At 72.3% G+C, this 15,270-nt stretch carries 14 protein-coding genes, 1 pseudogene and 2 riboswitches; of the genes and pseudogenes, 12 read left to right on the top strand and 3 right to left on the bottom strand.

What is annotated here, in order from left to right; genetic code table 11:
• Positions 1-109 precede the first annotated feature (109 nt).
• The 11 genes and pseudogenes from HCN08_RS10015 (at position 110) to HCN08_RS09970 (ending at position 10,032) form a co-directional block, all read left to right on the top strand.
• A complete protein-coding gene (locus HCN08_RS10015) occupies positions 110-718 on the top strand; it encodes a CDP-alcohol phosphatidyltransferase family protein (protein ID WP_167982576.1) in 609 nt (202 codons plus the stop codon).
• 24 nt (positions 719-742) lie between these two features.
• Positions 743-3,238 (top strand): mannose-1-phosphate guanyltransferase, encoded by a 2,496-nt coding sequence (locus HCN08_RS10010; protein ID WP_167982575.1) that lies wholly within the window; start codon positions 743-745, stop codon positions 3,236-3,238.
• 140 nt (positions 3,239-3,378) lie between these two features.
• Positions 3,379-4,323, top strand: coding sequence for a DUF881 domain-containing protein (locus tag HCN08_RS10005; RefSeq protein ID WP_206318573.1), 945 nt, complete (start codon positions 3,379-3,381; stop codon positions 4,321-4,323).
• Complete coding sequence (locus tag HCN08_RS10000; RefSeq protein ID WP_033175851.1) at positions 4,320-4,652, top strand: small basic family protein; 333 nt, start codon at positions 4,320-4,322, stop codon at positions 4,650-4,652. The genes HCN08_RS10005 and HCN08_RS10000 overlap by 4 nt, the downstream gene beginning before the upstream one ends.
• 6 nt (positions 4,653-4,658) lie before the next feature.
• Positions 4,659-5,441 (top strand): DUF881 domain-containing protein, encoded by a 783-nt coding sequence (locus HCN08_RS09995; protein WP_167982573.1) that lies wholly within the window; start codon positions 4,659-4,661, stop codon positions 5,439-5,441.
• A 106-nt stretch (positions 5,442-5,547) separates the two neighbouring features.
• Positions 5,548-5,859 (top strand): annotated as a pseudogene (locus tag HCN08_RS36520) (zinc ribbon domain-containing protein); the annotation flags it as partial.
• A 15-nt stretch (positions 5,860-5,874) separates the two neighbouring features.
• Complete coding sequence (locus HCN08_RS36515; RefSeq protein ID WP_322974360.1) at positions 5,875-6,324, top strand: FHA domain-containing protein; 450 nt, start codon at positions 5,875-5,877, stop codon at positions 6,322-6,324.
• 26 nt (positions 6,325-6,350) lie between these two features.
• Positions 6,351-7,097: a transcriptional regulator FtsR gene (gene ftsR / locus HCN08_RS09985; protein WP_167982572.1), complete on the top strand. Its 747-nt coding sequence runs from the start codon at positions 6,351-6,353 to the stop codon at positions 7,095-7,097.
• Between the two features lie 91 nt (positions 7,098-7,188).
• Entirely contained in the window at positions 7,189-7,662 is a 474-nt protein-coding gene (locus HCN08_RS09980; protein WP_167982571.1) for a bifunctional nuclease family protein, read from the top strand.
• A gap of 257 nt (positions 7,663-7,919) precedes the next feature.
• Entirely contained in the window at positions 7,920-8,522 is a 603-nt protein-coding gene (locus tag HCN08_RS09975; RefSeq protein ID WP_167982570.1) for a MerR family transcriptional regulator, read from the top strand.
• A 118-nt stretch (positions 8,523-8,640) separates the two neighbouring features.
• Positions 8,641-10,032, top strand: coding sequence for a DNA polymerase IV (locus HCN08_RS09970; RefSeq protein WP_167982569.1), 1,392 nt, complete (start codon positions 8,641-8,643; stop codon positions 10,030-10,032).
• Here the strand turns inward: HCN08_RS09970 and HCN08_RS09965 are convergent, their stop codons facing one another.
• Positions 10,033-10,464, bottom strand: a complete 432-nt coding sequence (locus HCN08_RS09965) for a PRC-barrel domain-containing protein (protein ID WP_167982568.1) — start codon at positions 10,462-10,464, stop codon at positions 10,033-10,035.
• Positions 10,465-10,586: 122 nt separating this feature from the next.
• Positions 10,587-10,696, top strand: a riboswitch (glycine riboswitch).
• A 1-nt stretch (position 10,697) separates the two neighbouring features.
• A riboswitch (glycine riboswitch) is annotated at positions 10,698-10,817 on the top strand.
• A gap of 61 nt (positions 10,818-10,878) precedes the next feature.
• Here HCN08_RS09965 and gcvP point away from each other — a divergent pair.
• Entirely contained in the window at positions 10,879-13,806 is a 2,928-nt protein-coding gene (gene gcvP, locus HCN08_RS09960; protein WP_167982567.1) for an aminomethyl-transferring glycine dehydrogenase, read from the top strand.
• Between the two features lie 105 nt (positions 13,807-13,911).
• Here the strand turns inward: gcvP and HCN08_RS09955 are convergent, their stop codons facing one another.
• Together HCN08_RS09955 and HCN08_RS09950 are read right to left on the bottom strand one after the other, a co-directional pair.
• Entirely contained in the window at positions 13,912-14,118 is a 207-nt protein-coding gene (locus HCN08_RS09955; RefSeq protein ID WP_167982566.1) for a DUF5999 family protein, read from the bottom strand.
• A gap of 285 nt (positions 14,119-14,403) precedes the next feature.
• Positions 14,404-14,991: a hypothetical protein gene (locus HCN08_RS09950; RefSeq protein ID WP_167982565.1), complete on the bottom strand. Its 588-nt coding sequence runs from the start codon at positions 14,989-14,991 to the stop codon at positions 14,404-14,406.
• Positions 14,992-15,270 lie beyond the last annotated feature (279 nt).

Genomic DNA, 15,270 nt, shown 5'->3' with positions numbered 1-15,270 from the left:
AAATTGTTGAGGCCTGGCCTCGGATCCCAGATCCGGGGCCAGGCCCTTTTTGTGCCTGGGGTAGAGTCGGCCGGCAACGTACGTGCGCGGAACAGCAGGAGGGGACCCGGTGGAGGTCCAGGAGACACGGGTGCAAACGGATCGGATCTTCACGATCCCGAACATCCTCAGTATGGCCCGCCTGGTGGGTGTGCCGGTGTTCCTGTGGCTGATTCTGTGGCCCGAGTTCGACGGGCCGAAGGCCGACGGCTGGGCCCTGCTGGTGCTCGCGTTCAGCGGCGTCAGCGACTACCTGGACGGCAAGCTGGCCAGGCGCTGGAATCAGATCAGCAGCCTCGGCCGGATCCTCGACCCCGCCGCGGACCGGTTGTATGTGCTGTCCACCCTGGTGGGCCTGACGTGGCGGGGCATCCTGCCGCTGTGGGTCACGGTCCTGCTGCTGGCCCGGGAAGCCATGATGGCGGTGATGCTGCTGATTCTGCGGAGACACCGCTACGGCCCACCCCAGGTGAACTTCATCGGGAAAGCGGCTACCTTCAACCTCATGTACGCCTTTCCGCTGCTGCTGCTGAGCGACGGCAGCGGGTGGCTGGCAACGCTGGCGGCTGTTTTCGGCTGGGCTTTCACAGGTTGGGGTACAACCCTGTACTGGTGGGCAGGGATCCTCTACGTGGTGCAGGTCCGTCGACTTGTGAGGGCGGACACCACGGCTGACTGACGTCACGAGGAGGATGTTTCCGACATGAAAGCGGTTGTTATGGCCGGAGGCGAAGGTACGCGCCTTCGCCCGATGACTTCCAGCATGCCCAAACCTCTGCTCCCAGTGGTGAATCGGCCGATCATGCAGCATGTGCTCACGCTGCTCAAGAGGCACGGACTCACTGAGACCGTCGTCACCGTCCAGTTTCTCGCGTCCCTGGTGAAGAATTATTTCGGGGACGGCGAGGAATTCGGAATGGAGTTGACGTACGCGAACGAGGAGAAACCGCTCGGCACGGCGGGCAGTGTCAAGAACGCGGAGGACGCGCTCAAGGACGACTCCTTCCTGGTGATCTCAGGCGATGCGCTCACGGATTTCGACCTCACCGATCTGATCGCGTTCCACAAGCAAAAGGGCGGCCTGGTCACCGTATGCCTGACGCGGGTGCCTAATCCGCTGGAGTTCGGCATCACGATCGTGGACGAGGAGGGCCGGGTCGAGCGCTTCCTGGAGAAGCCGACCTGGGGCCAGGTCTTCTCGGACACCGTGAACACGGGCATCTACGTCATGGAGCCCGAGGTCTTCGACTACGTCGAGGCCGATGTGTCGGTCGACTGGTCCGGCGATGTCTTCCCGCAGTTGATGAAGGAAGGCAAGCCCATCTACGGCTATGTCGCCGAGGGCTACTGGGAGGACGTCGGCACCCACGAGAGCTATGTGAAGTCGCAGGCGGACGTCCTGGAGGGCAAGGTCGACGTCGACATCGACGGCTTCGAGATCTCCCCGGGCGTCTGGGTGGCCGAAGGCGCCGAGGTGCACCCGGACGCGGTGCTGCGCGGCCCCCTCTACATCGGTGACTACGCCAAGGTCGAAGCCGGCGCGGAAATCCGCGAGCACAGCGTCATCGGCTCCAACGTCGTCGTGAAGACCGGCGCATTCCTGCACAAGGCCGTTGTGCACGACAACGTGTACATCGGCCCGCAGACGAATCTGCGCGGCTGCGTGATCGGCAAGAACACCGACGTCATGCGGGCCGCCCGGATCGACGAGGGCGCGGTCATCGGCGACGAGTGCCTGATCGGTGAGGAATCGATTCTCTCCGGCGACGTCCGGGTCTACCCGTTCAAGACCATCGAGGCCGGCGCCTTCGTCAACACCTCGGTCATCTGGGAGTCGCGCGGCCAGGCGCACCTGTTCGGCGCCCGCGGCGTGTCCGGCATCCTCAACGTCGAGATCACCCCCGAGCTCGCCGTGCGGCTGGCCGGCGCGTACGCCACGACGCTGAAGAAGGGCGCCACCGTCACCACCGCCCGTGACCACTCCCGCGGCGCCCGCGCGCTCAAGCGGGCGGTCATCTCGGCGCTCCAGGCCAGCGCGATCGACGTACGCGACCTGGAGAACGTGCCCATGCCGGTGGCCCGCCAGCAGACCGCCCGCGGCAGCGCGGGCGGCATCATGATCCGCACCTCGCCCGGCCGGCCCGACTCGCTCGACATCATGTTCTTCGACGAGCGCGGCGCCGACCTGTCGGCGGCCGGCCAGCGCAAGCTCGACCGGGTCTTCGGCCGGCAGGAGTACCGCAGGGCGTTCCCCGGCGAGATCGGCGACCTGCGCTTCCCCTCGACCGTCTTCGACTCCTACACCGGCGCCCTGCTGCGCGCGGTCGACACCTCGGGCATCGCCGAGGCGGGCCTGAAGGTCGTCGTGGACGCCGCCAACGGCAGCGCCGGCCTCGTCCTGCCCTCGTTGCTCGGCCGGCTCGGCGTGGACTCCCTGATGGTCAACCCCGGCCTGGACGAGGCGCGGCCCACCGAGACCGAGGAGACCCGCAGGACCGGGCTCGTACGGCTCGGGGAGATCGTGGCGTCGGCGCGGGCGGCCTTCGGGGTGCGGTTCGACCCGGTCGGGGAGCGGCTGTCGCTGGTGGACGAGCGCGGCCGGATCGTGGAGGACCACCGGGCGCTGCTGGTGCTGCTGGACCTGGTGGCCGCCGAACGGCGCAGCGGGCGGGTCGCGCTGCCGGTGACCACCACCCGTATCGCCGAGCAGGTCGCCGCCTACCACGGCACCCAGGTCACCTGGACGACGACCTCGCCCGACGACCTGACCCGGGTCTGCCGCGAGGAGGGCACGATCTTCGGCGGGGACGCCCTCGGCGGCTTCATCGTGCCGGAGTTCAGCAGCGTCTTCGACGGCTCGGCGGCGTTCGTCCGGCTCATCGGCCTGGTGGCGCGCACCCAGCTCACCCTCAGCCAGATCGACGCCCGTATCCCGCAGGCGCACGTCCTCAAGCGCGATGTGCCGACCCCGTGGGCGGTCAAGGGCTCGGTCATGCGCCGGGTGGTCGAGGAGGCCGGCAGCCGGTCGGTGGACACCACCGACGGCGTGCGGGTCGTGGAGTCCGACGGGCGCTGGATCATGGTGCTGCCCGACCCGGCAGAAGCGGTCACCCACCTGTGGGCCGAGGGCCCGGATGACGCGTCCGCGCAGGCGCTGCTCGACGAGTGGTCGCAGATCGTGGAGGGCGCCGGGCAGTAGGCCGCCTGCCGCCGAGCGGCGCGCATGCGCCGTACGGCGTACGCACGGCCCCCGCGTCGCGGCGGTGCCCACGGCGGTGACGACGCCGAACGGCACGCCGCGAGGGGGCCGTTCGAGAGCAGTGGTCGCGACGTGCGACGATGTGCGGCATGCCGCAGCCGCAACCCGATCGGAGCAGTCCCGCACCGGGGGCCGCCCGGCGGCGTCCCGACGCGTCGATGTTCCTGCTGACCAACGTCATGGAGCACAGCCTCGACGACGGGTACGCGGAGGCGGCGGCCCGCCGCGGGCAGACCGGCAGCTCGCGCCTGCCGGCGTCCCTGGCCGGGCGCCTGGGGCTGGCCGGCGGGCTGCTGCTGGCGGCCGTCGTGATCACGGTGGGCGCCGCCCAGGCGCACCGGGCGGCGCCCACCGAGGCCCGCGAGCGGCAGAAGCTCATCGACCGGGTCCAGTCGCAGACGCACAGCGCGGACGCGCTGCAGAAGCAGGTCGACGGGCTGCGGGACACCGTGTCGGCCGAGCAGCGCGCCGCGCTGAAGAACCAGGACGGCGACGGCGGCCGGCTGCTGGACCTGCTGGCCGGCGCAACCCCCGCGCACGGCCCCGGCGTCAAACTGGTCGTGGACGACGCCAAGGAGGCCTCCACGGGCAGCTCCGGCGGCCCGCGGGAGAGCGACGGCTTCTCCGACACCGGCCGGGTCCGCGACCGCGACATGCAGCGGGTCGTCAACGGCCTGTGGACGTCCGGCGCGGAGGCGATCAGCGTCAACGGGCAGCGGCTGACGGCCCTCTCGGCGATCCGCGCCGCCGGAGACGCCATACTGGTCGACAACAGACCGCTGGTGCCGCCGTACACGGTGCTGGCGATCGGTGACGGGGAGAAGCTGAGCACGGCGTTCCAGGACAGCGCGGACGGGCAGTACCTGCACGTCCTGGAGCAGAACTACGGGATCCGGGCGAGCGTCACCGTGCAGAAGGACGTCCGCCTGGCCGCCGCGCCCAGCCTCATCGTGCGGTACGCCCGGCCGGTCGCGGGCAGCAGCGCGCCGGCGGACAACGCCGCAACAGGGAAGGGTTCGCAGTGATCGCCGTACTGGGCCTCGTCGTGGGAGTCGTGGTCGGACTCGTGGTGCGCCCCGTGGTGCCGACCGGCGTGGAGCCGTACCTGCCGATCGCCGTCGTCGCCGCGCTCGACGCCGTGTTCGGCGGGCTGCGCGCGATGCTCGACGGCATCTTCGACGACAAGGTCTTCGTGGTCTCCTTCCTGTCCAACGTCGTCGTGGCGGCGCTGATCGTCTTCCTCGGCGACAAGCTGGGCGTCGGCGCCCAGTTGTCCACCGGCGTGGTCGTCGTCCTCGGCATCCGGATCTTCTCCAACGCCGCGGCCATCCGCCGGCACGTCTTCCGGGCGTGACCGCTGATGAGCGAGGAGCACAAGCACGTCCGGCACGACGAGCACGACGAGCAGCCGGCGCCGCAGCCGACCGGCCGGCAGCGGCTGGTGGCCGGGCTGTGGCCGCCGCGGGCGTCCCGCGCCCAGCTGACCGTCGCGATGCTGCTGTTCGTGCTGGGGCTGGGCCTGGCCATCCAGGTGAGCACCACCAGCGACAACGGCGGCACCCTGCGCGGCGCCCGCCAGGAGGACCTGGTGCGCATCCTCACCGAGGTGGACAACCGCACCCAGCGCCTGGAGGACGAGAAGCACGGCCTGGAGACCCAGCGCTCGGAGCTGCAGTCCAGTTCCGACCAGGCCGCCGAGGCGCTCAAGCAGACCCGGCAGAAGGAGCAGCAGCTCGGTGTGCTGGCCGGCACCGTCGCCGCGCAGGGACCCGGGATCACGCTGACCATCACCGACCCGCACGGCAGCGTCGCGGCCGACTCGCTGCTGGACACGCTCCAGGAGCTGCGGGCGGCCGGCGCGGAGGCCATCCAGATCAACTCCGTGCGGGTGGTCGCGGCCACGTACTTCACCGACGGCAGCGACGGGGTGCTGATCGACGGCCGGCGGGTCAGCCAGCCGTACGTCTTCAAGGTGATCGGCAACCCGCAGGACCTGGAGCCGGCGTTGAACATCCCGGGCGGAGTGGTCCAGACACTGGAGAAGGAGCAGGCCACGGCAGATGTGGTGAGGTCGCAGAAGATCGTCGTGGACGCCTTGCGGCCGTCGAAGCAGCCTGACTACGCTCGGTCGTCATCCCGGTGAGGCGGGGGGTCGAGGCGTCGCTGAGTTGCTGTGTGGTGGAAACTGTGTGTAGTGAGAGTTCGTCCTGCCTTACGGGCGGGTCTGCGTCTTTCAAGGGGAATCGCCCGTGAAGCTGTTTGGGAAGTTGTTCGGCAAGAGCGCGCGGCAGTCGGGCGACCCGGCCACCGCGCGGCACCGCGCTCCGCGCAGCGCGGCGGACGAGCAGTCCGCCGAGCGCCCGCTGTTCCGGAACGACGGTCAGGGCAGGGGCGGTTTTTCCGGTACGCCCGGCGTGGCGCCTGTTGACCCCGCGTCGTCCGCTCGCATAGGTTCCGGGGAACCATCGGCCTCGACCCCGGGTGGAGGGTTCGGTTTGGTCTGCGGCAGGTGCGGTCACCAGAACGCGGAAGCGAGTCGCTTCTGCTCCAACTGCGGCGCTCCGCTGCGCCCGGGCGTGACCGGGTACCAGAGCGCGTCGGAGACGACGTCCACGATCTCCATCTCGGGCATCGAGGCGTACGAGGCGGAGGCCACCGGCCAGATCCCGACGCCGTCGCTGTCCTCGGAGGCGCAGGCCGCCGTCGACGCGCTGCCGCCGGGCTCGGCGCTGCTGGTGGTGCGCCGCGGCCCGAACTCCGGCAGCCGGTTCCTGCTGGACGGCGAGCTCACCACGGCGGGGCGTCACCCGCAGAGCGACATCTTCCTGGACGACGTCACGGTCTCCCGGCGGCACGTGGAGTTCCGCCGCGGGGGTGACGGCCGCTTCACCGTCGCCGACGTGGGCAGCCTCAACGGCACGTACGTCAACCGGGAGCGCATCGACGCGGTGACGCTGTCCAACGGCGACGAGGTCCAGATCGGCAAGTACCGCCTGGTCTTCTACGCGAGCCAGCGGGGCTTTTGACCCCACCGGTCCCACGAAGGGTGCGCATGCAGCGAACGCCGGGCGGTGCCGCGGACGGCACCGCCGCCCCGGACGGCGCACTGCTGAGCATCGGGGCGGTGCTGGGGAAGCTGCGGGAGGAGTTTCCCGAGGTCACCATCTCCAAGATCCGCTTCCTGGAGGCCGAGGGCCTGGTGGACCCGCAGCGCACCCCGTCGGGCTACCGCAAGTTCGCCGCCGGGGACGTGCAGCGGCTGGCGTACGTGCTGCGGGTGCAGCGCGACCACTACCTGCCGCTGCGGGTGATCAAGGAGCATCTGGAGGGCCTCGACCGGGGCGAGCAGCCGGTACTGCCGGCCCTCGCCGCCGGGGAGGGCCCCCAGGAGCCGCCTGGAGGCCCCGGGGACGCCCTGGCGGAGCCGGCGGAGCTGCGGGTGGGCCGGGAGGAGTTCCTGGCCGCCACCGGGGCCGGTGAGGCGGAGCTGGAGCAGTGGGAGTCCTACGGGCTCGTCGAGCCGGCCGGCGACGGCGGCTACGACGCCGAGGCCGTGGCGACCGGGCGGCTCATCGCCGACCTCGGGCGCTACGGGCTGGAGCCGCGGCACCTGCGGGCGGTGAAGGCCGCCGCCGACCGGGAGGCGGGCCTGGTCGAGCAGCTGGTGGCGCCGCTGCGCCGGCACCGCAACCCGCAGACCAGGCGACACGCCGAAGCCACCGCGGAGGAGCTGGCCGAGCTGTCGGTGCGGCTGCATGCCGCGATGCTGCGCTCGGCCTTGCGGCTGCGGCTGCGCTGACCGGGCGATACCGCGCCCGCGGCGACACCCGGGTGCCGCGCCCGGGGTGCCCGACTACCCAAACCCGCCGGGCACGTCCTAGGGTTGACGTGTGAACGAGCTCGATGTTGTGGGTGTCCGGGTGGAAATGCCCTCCAATCAACCGATCGTGCTCCTGCGTGAAGTGGGAGGCGACCGGTACCTGCCCATCTGGATCGGGCCGGGCGAGGCCACCGCCATCGCCTTCGCACAGCAGGGGATGACGCCTGCGCGACCACTGACCCACGACCTGTTCAAGGACGTGCTGGAAGCCGTCGGGCAGACGCTCACCGAGGTCCGTATCACCGACCTGCGCGAGGGCGTGTTCTACGCCGAGCTGGTCTTCGCCGGCGGCGTGGAGGTCAGTGCCCGCCCGTCCGACGCCATAGCGCTGGCGCTGCGCATGGGCACGCCGATCTACGGCAGCGACGGAGTCCTGGACGACGCCGGGATCGCGATTCCGGACGAGCAGGAGGACGAGGTGGAGAAGTTCCGCGAGTTCCTCGACCAGATCTCGCCGGAGGACTTCGGCACCAGCAACCAGTAGCGGACGGCGACCGGCGGGCCGGCGAGGGCCGCGCCGGGGGGTCGGCATGGGCGATCGGCCGGGCAAGGTTGCCACTATGAGGCCATTCGGGGAGGGGTTCCCGGCACCGGTCACATCAAACCACTCGTGGGGTGACTTTCACTCGGCGTGCCGAGTGTGGCGATCGTTGACGCACCCCTGGTGACTGCCTACCGTCGAAGTGGAAAGTCCCGTGGCACGTGCGCGCGGTGTCCGGGACGTGAAGGACGGAGGGCGGCGTGAGAAGCACCGGCGACGGTTCGGCGACCGGCGGCCCGTATCCGGCCAGGGGGGCACTGGCCCGCGCCGCCGCCGAGCCGGGGGCGCCCGCGGGGGAGCCCGCCCCCGAGCTGGTCGGCTACCGCGGCCCCACGGCCTGCGCAGCCACCGGCATCACCTACCGCCAGCTCGACTACTGGGCCCGCACCGGCCTGGTCGAGCCGAGCGTCCGCCCGGCCTACGGGTCGGGCACCCAGCGCCTCTACAGCTTCCGCGACGTGGTGGTGCTCAAGATCGTCAAGCGGCTGCTGGACACCGGCGTGTCGCTGCAGAACATCCGGACGGCCGTACGGCAGCTGCGCTCGGTCGGCCCGGCCGAGCTCGCCAGGATGACGCTGATGAGCGACGGCGCCACCGTCTACGAGTGCACCTCCCCCTCCGAGGTCGTCGACCTGCTCCAGGGCGGGCAGGGCGTCTTCGGCATCGCGGTGGGCGTGGTGTGGCGGGACGTGGAGGCGTCGCTGTCCGAGCTGCACGGCGAGCGCGTCGACACCGGCGAGACGCTGGTGGGCCACAACCCGGCCGACGAGCTGGCAAGGCGCCGCAGCAACCGCGCGGTCTGACCGCCGCGCGCCGCCCCGGCTCGGGCGCGCGACCGAAAGCGGGCCCGACGGGGGACACGCGCGGCCATGCCGTACACGCGTACGGTCAATGTCGGCGGGATGCGGCACGATCGGTGGTGTGAGAAGTGCGCCGACGATCCTGCACCTGGACATGGACGCGTTCTTCGCCGCGGTCGAGCAGGCGTCCAAGCCGAGCCTGCGGGGCAAGCCGGTGGTGGTCGGCGGCCTCGGGCCCCGCGGCGTCGTCGCGACCGCGTCCTACGAGGCACGGGTGCACGGCGTCGGCTCCGCGATCGCGACGGCCCACGCCCGCAGGCTGTGCCCCAACGCCGCCTTCCTCGTGCCGCGCTTCGGCCTCTACCGCGCCGTCAGCGACATCGTGATGGGCCTGCTCCACGCGGTGTCCCCGCTGATAGAGCCGCTGAGCCTGGACGAGGCCTTCCTCGACCTGGAGGCCGGCGAGCCGGGCCGCGACCCGCGGGCGGTCGCCGAGGGGCTGCGGGCCGACATCCTGGCCGCCACCGGGCTCACCGCGTCGGTGGGCCTGGCCGGCTCCAAGCTGCTCGCCAAGATCGCCTCCGAGCAGGCCAAGCCGGACGGGCTGGTCGTCGTCGAGCCCGGCACCGAGCGGGCGCTGCTCGACCCGCTGCCGGTACGCACCCTGTGGGGCGTCGGCCCGGCCACCGCCGAGCACCTGCGGCGGGCCGGCATCCTCACCGTCGCCGAGATCGTGCAGGCCGGGGAGCCCGAGCTGGTCCGGCTGCTGGGCAAGGCGCACGGCACCTCGCTGCACGCCATGGCCGCCGGCCTCGACAACCGCCCGGTGGTCGCCGACCGGGACGTGAAGTCCATCTCGGTGGAGGACACCTTCGACACCGACCTCACCGACCGCGCCCGGGTGCGCTACGAGATCGACCGGCTCGCCGACCGCTGCGTGCAGCGGCTGCGCGGCGCCGGCCGCTCGGGCCGGACGGTCGTGGTCAAGATCCGCCGCTACGACTTCTCCACCCTCACCCGGTCCGAGACGCTGCGCGCCCCCACCGACGACCCGGCGGTGGTCCGGGAGACCGCCCGCCGACTGGTCGAGGCGGTGGATACGACCGGCGGCGTACGGCTGCTCGGCGTCGGCGTGTCGGGCCTGGCGGACTTCACGCAGGAGGACCTGTTCGCGCAGGCCGGCCAGGCCGGCCCGGACGCCGCCGAGCCGGCCGCGGGAGCCGAGGCCGCGGAGCCGAACATCGAGCCGGCCGCCGACCTGCCCGCCGCGCCCCCTCCGGAGCCGGAGCCCGGCAGCCGCTGGCTGCCCGGCCAGGACGTCGAGCACGCCGACCACGGCCGCGGCTGGGTCCAGGGCAGCGGCGTCGGCCGGGTCACCGTACGGTTCGAGGTCCCCGCCGACACCGTCCCCGGCCGGGTCCGCACCTTCGCCGTCGACGACCCGGCCCTCACCCGCGCCGACCCCCTCCCGCTGCCGGGCCGCCCACCGGGGCCCGACCGGCTGGCGTCGTAGCTAGCCCTGGTCCTCCGGGCGCCGGCGCTCCGGCGGCAGCTCGCCGAACTCCCGCGGCGCGCCCTCCCCGAAGTCCCGCGGGCCCGCAGCGCCGGGGCCGCCGCCGGGCGCGGCGGCGGTCGGCACGTCCATGCCGTAGTGGTGGTAGAGCTGCAGCTCCTGCTCGGGCGACAGATGCCGCCCCACGCCGAAATCCGGCGCGTCCCTGATGACCGACTTCTTGTACGGGACCCGCAGCGCGTCGCCCACCAGCTCGCTGGGCTCCAGCGGGACGAAGGCGTCCCGGGTGAACAGGCCGGTGCGCACCGCCGCCCACTCCGGGGTGCCGGTCGCGTCGTCGAGGTACACCTCGTCGACCGTGCCGATCTTCGTACCGTCGCGGTCGACGGCGCGGCGGCCGATCAGGCTCCGAGGATCGATGTCCGTCTGCACGGTTCCTCCAACCAGCGGCGACACCTGTTGGTTACCACCAAAAGCCACAACCCGGGCGCTGTCGAGCCGAATGTGTCCCCGTTCCCCGGGCACGACGCGCTGGTAGGCTGAGTAGCGGCTGCAGACCCCATGCGGGAGAGTCCCCCGACCACCGCCGCGGCGGCGGGTACGGGGGCGCCGAAGGAGCAAATCCTCCCCGGAATCTCTCAGGCATCCGTACCGCAGGGGCGAGGTCACTCTGGAAAGCAGGATCCGCCCCGGGAGCGCCGTTCGTGGGACGGGTCTTCACCGAAGGTGAAAGCCGCCCGCGCACCGGGTAGGCGAAGCTCTCAGGTACTGATGACAGAGGGGGAGGCCGCAAGGGCGCCCGTGCCGGGCCGCCCCCGAAGGTCGCAGACCAGGAGGCCTCCGCAGATGACCGATCCGACCGTACCCCGTATCCCGCTCGCCGAGCTCGAAGCCGGCGTGCCGTTCGCCCGCCGCCACATCGGGCCCGACGCGGCGGAGCAGGCCAAGATGCTCGCCCATGTGGGGTACGGCTCGCTCGACGAGCTGACCGACGCGGCCGTACCGGACAGCATCAGGAGCGCCGCGGCCCTCGCGCTGCCGCCGGCCCGCACCGAGGCGGAGGTCCTGGCGGAGCTGCGCGCCCTCGCCGGCCGCAACCAGGTGCTGGCCCCGATGATCGGCCTGGGCTACTACGGCACCTTCACCCCGCCGGTGATCCTGCGCGGCGTCATGGAGAACCCGGCCTGGTACACCGCGTACACGCCCTACCAGCCGGAGATCTCGCAGGGCCGCCTTGAGGCCCTGATCAACTTCCAGACCATGGTCGCCGACCTCACCGGCCTGCCCACCTCGGGCGCGTCGCTGCTGGACGAGGGCACCGCCGCGGCCGAGGCGATGGCGCTGTCCCGGCGGGTGTCGAAGAGGGCCAAGGGCGGCAAGGGCGCCAAGGGCACGGAGGGCGTCTTCCTGGTCGACGCCGACACGTTCCCGCAGACCACCGCCGTCCTCGGCACCCGCGCCGAGCCCACCGGCGTCGAGGTCGTGGTGGCCGACCTCAGCGACGGCATCCCGGCCGAGATCGCCGAGCGCGGCGTCTTCGGCGTGCTGCTGCAGTACCCGGGCGCCTCCGGGGCGGTACGCGACCTGCGGCCCGTCATCGAGCAGGCGCACGGCCTCGGCGCGGTCGTCACCGTCGCCGCGGACCTGCTGGCGCTGACCGTGCTGACCTCGCCCGGCGCCCTCGGCGCGGACATCGCGGTGGGCACCACGCAGCGCTTCGGCGTCCCCATGGGCTTCGGCGGCCCGCACGCCGGGTACATGGCGGTGCGCGACTCCTACGCCCGCAACCTGCCCGGCCGGCTCGTCGGGGTGTCCGTGGACGCCGACGGCGACCTCGCCTACCGGCTGGCGCTGCAGACCCGCGAGCAGCACATCCGCCGGGAGAAGGCCACCAGCAACATCTGCACCGCGCAGGTGCTGCTCGCCGTGATGGCCGGGATGTACGCCGTCTACCACGGGCCCGAGGGCCTGGAGCGGATCGCCCGCCGGGTGCACCGCTACGCGGCCGTGCTCGCCGAGGGCCTGCGTGCCGCCGGCGTCGAGATCGTCCACGAGGCGTACTTCGACACCCTCACCGCGCGCGTCCCCGGCCGGGCCGCCGAGGTCGTGGCCGCCGCCCGCGACGCCGGGGTCAACCTGCGGCAGACCAACGCCGACCTGGTCGGCATCGCCTGCGACGAGACCACCACCCGGGCCGGCCTCAGCGCCGTGCTGGCCGCCTTCGGCGCGACCGCCGACATCGAGGAGCTGGACGCCGCCACCGGCGAGGCGCTGCCGGCCGCGCTGGCCCGCACCGAGCCGTACCTGACCCACCCGGTCTTCCACCGGCACCGCAGCGAGACCGGCATGCTGCGCTACCTGCGCCGGCTGGCCGACCGGGACTACGCGCTCGACCGCGGCATGATCCCGCTCGGCTCGTGCACCATGAAGCTCAACGCGACCACCGAGATGGAGCCGGTCACCTGGCCCGAGTTCGCCGCCCTGCACCCCTTCGCGCCCGCCGAGCAGGCCCAGGGCTACCTGGAGCTCATCCGCGGCCTGGAGGAGCAGCTCGCCGAGGTCACCGGCTACGACAAGGTCAGCCTTCAGCCGAACGCCGGGTCGCAGGGCGAACTGGCCGGGCTGCTGGCCGTCCGCGCGTACCACCGCGCCAACGGCGACACCGGCCGTACCGTCTGCCTCATCCCGTCCTCCGCGCACGGCACCAACGCCGCCAGCGCCGTCATGGCCGGCATGAAGGTCGTCGTGGTCGGCACCGGCCAGGACGGCGACGTGGACGTCGACGACCTGCGGGCCAAGATCGAGCAGCACCGCGAGCAGCTGGCCGTGCTCATGGTGACCTACCCCTCCACGCACGGCGTGTTCGAGGACAACATCACCGACATCTGCGCGGCCGTGCACGACGCCGGCGGCCAGGTGTACGTCGACGGCGCCAACCTCAACGCGCTGGTCGGCCTCGCCCGCCCCGGCCGGTTCGGCGCCGACGTGTCGCACCTGAACCTCCACAAGACCTTCTGCATCCCGCACGGCGGCGGCGGCCCCGGCGTCGGCCCGGTCGCGGTACGCGCCCACCTGGCGCCGTACCTGCCGGGCCACCCGCTCCAGCCGGCCGCCGGACCCGGCACCGGCACCGGCGTCGGCCCGGTCTCGGCGGCGCCCTGGGGCTCGGCGGGCATCCTGCCGATCTCCTGGACGTACGTGCGGCTGATGGGCGCCGACGGGCTGAAGGCGGCCACCCAGCAGGCGGTGCTCAGCGCCAACTACGTCGCCCGGCGGCTGGAGCCGCACTACCCGGTGCTCTACGCGGGCCCCGGCGGGCTGGTCGCCCACGAGTGCATCATCGACCTGCGCCCGCTGACCAAGGAGACCGGCGTCAGCGTCGACGACATCGCCAAGCGGCTCATCGACTACGGCTTCCACGCGCCGACCATGTCCTTCCCCGTCGCGGGGACGCTGATGATCGAGCCCACCGAGAGCGAGGACCTGGCCGAGCTGGACCGGTTCTGCGACGCGATGATCGCCATCCGCGCCGAGGTCGACAAGGTCGCCTCGGGCCAGTGGCCGGCCGGTGACAACCCGCTAGTTAACGCCCCGCACACGGCGGCGGCGCTGGGCGGGGAGTGGGAGCACCCGTACAGCAGGCAGGAGGCGGTCTTCCCCGCCGGGGTCAGCGCGGCCGACAAGTACTGGCCGCCGGTGCGGCGCATCGACGGCGCGTACGGCGACCGCAACCTGGTCTGCTCCTGCCCGCCGCCGGACGCCTACGACGACTGACCTGACCCGCCGCGGCGCCTCGCGGGCGCCGTCCGGGCAAGGCGAAGCCGGTTCCCCCTGCGCGGGGGAGCCGGCTGTCAGGTGCGCGGCCCTGCGGTGCGGGCGTCAGGCCGCGGTCGTGACCTGGGCGGTGCCCAGCGGGCGGTGCGGGGCGATGATCTGCCCGTCGGGCAGCAGCTCACCGGTGTCCTCGAAGAGCAGCACCCCGTTGCACAGCAGGCTCCACCCCTGCTCCGGGTGGTGGGCCACGGTGAGTGCGGCCTCACGGTCGGGGCCGTCTGCGGAAGGGCACTGCGGTCGATGCTGGCACATGGAAGGCGTCTTTCGCTGCGTGTGGTCAGTGGTGCGGGCGGTCGCGCGGTCTGCGTGGAACATCTTCGTCCCCCCGATTGTGCGTGCGGCCGATCCCAGTGTTGCCCTCCTGGCGTCGATCCGCAGGAATTTCGCCGAGGCGATGCTTTACCGACAAGACGCGTCACCCGCGCGGGCGGTTGCCGTCACCGTGTGTTCAACGCGTGCGCGGCGTGTTCACGCAACAGGGCGGTGCCCCCGGCCGCACCTGGCCGGGGGCACCGCCCTGTCGTGCCGTCGCGCGGCTCAGGCCGGCGAGCCCGCGAGCGGCGGCGGCGCCAGCCGCACGCTCAGCCGCGGCGCGAGCTCGGTGACCCGGTGCACCCGGTGCGGGGCGATGCCCGGCGGCGCCGGCGCCAGCGGCACCAGCAGGTCGTCCGGGTCGGGCTGCGCGGTGGCCGCCTCGGCGCGCGGGTCGCGGTGCAGCCACAGCGCCAGCATGTACAGCCTCGGCACCGACAGCAGATGCGGCTGGTAGGTGGCCGGCAGCGCCTCCGCCTGGAGCAGCGCCCGCTCGATGGAGGCCAGGAACGGCCCCTCGGAGAAGCGTGAGAACACCCAGCCGTCCGCGGTCAGCACCGTCTCGCCGGCCGCGGCCACTCTGGCCCCCGCCCTGATATGGAACCGCCAGCCCGTCAACCGCGCCTTGGGCAGTGCTCCGGGAACGGCCGCCGGCTCGAACACATGGACAGGCAGCGGGTGTTCGGCGGCCAGCGGCCCTTCTGCGGTACGCAGCGCCGGCGTCCTGGGTTCCAGGACCGCGGTGGGCGAACTGAGCGCGGCGAGCACGCTCAGCAGGGCGGGGGCGGGTGCTGGGGGAACAAGCAGCGGCATGATGTCGCCTCTCACTGGGAGACACGTGGTGCGGGGAGGGCGGGGTGCTGACGGCGATGTCGGGGGCGATGCTCCGGGGGTTCGACGCCCGGCGGGAAGCCTGCTCAGGCATGCCCGGCGACGGCGGGAGCATTGCCTTGTGCGCGGAGTTTATACGACGTGTGTTCGCTCCGTGTTTCGTCTAGTCGAAGCCAGTATTACGCGCAAGGTGAGAATTCGCCTTCTCCGGCGTACGTGTCGACGGCATTCCCGCAGCGTACGGGGAGGGCGCCGCATATT

The sequence above is a fragment of the Actinacidiphila epipremni genome, assembly GCF_012034175.1.
Classification (GTDB): domain Bacteria; phylum Actinomycetota; class Actinomycetes; order Streptomycetales; family Streptomycetaceae; genus Actinacidiphila; species Actinacidiphila epipremni.
Note: the sequence above shows the minus strand (reverse complement) of the source record. Positions and strands in the feature narration are given on the sequence as shown.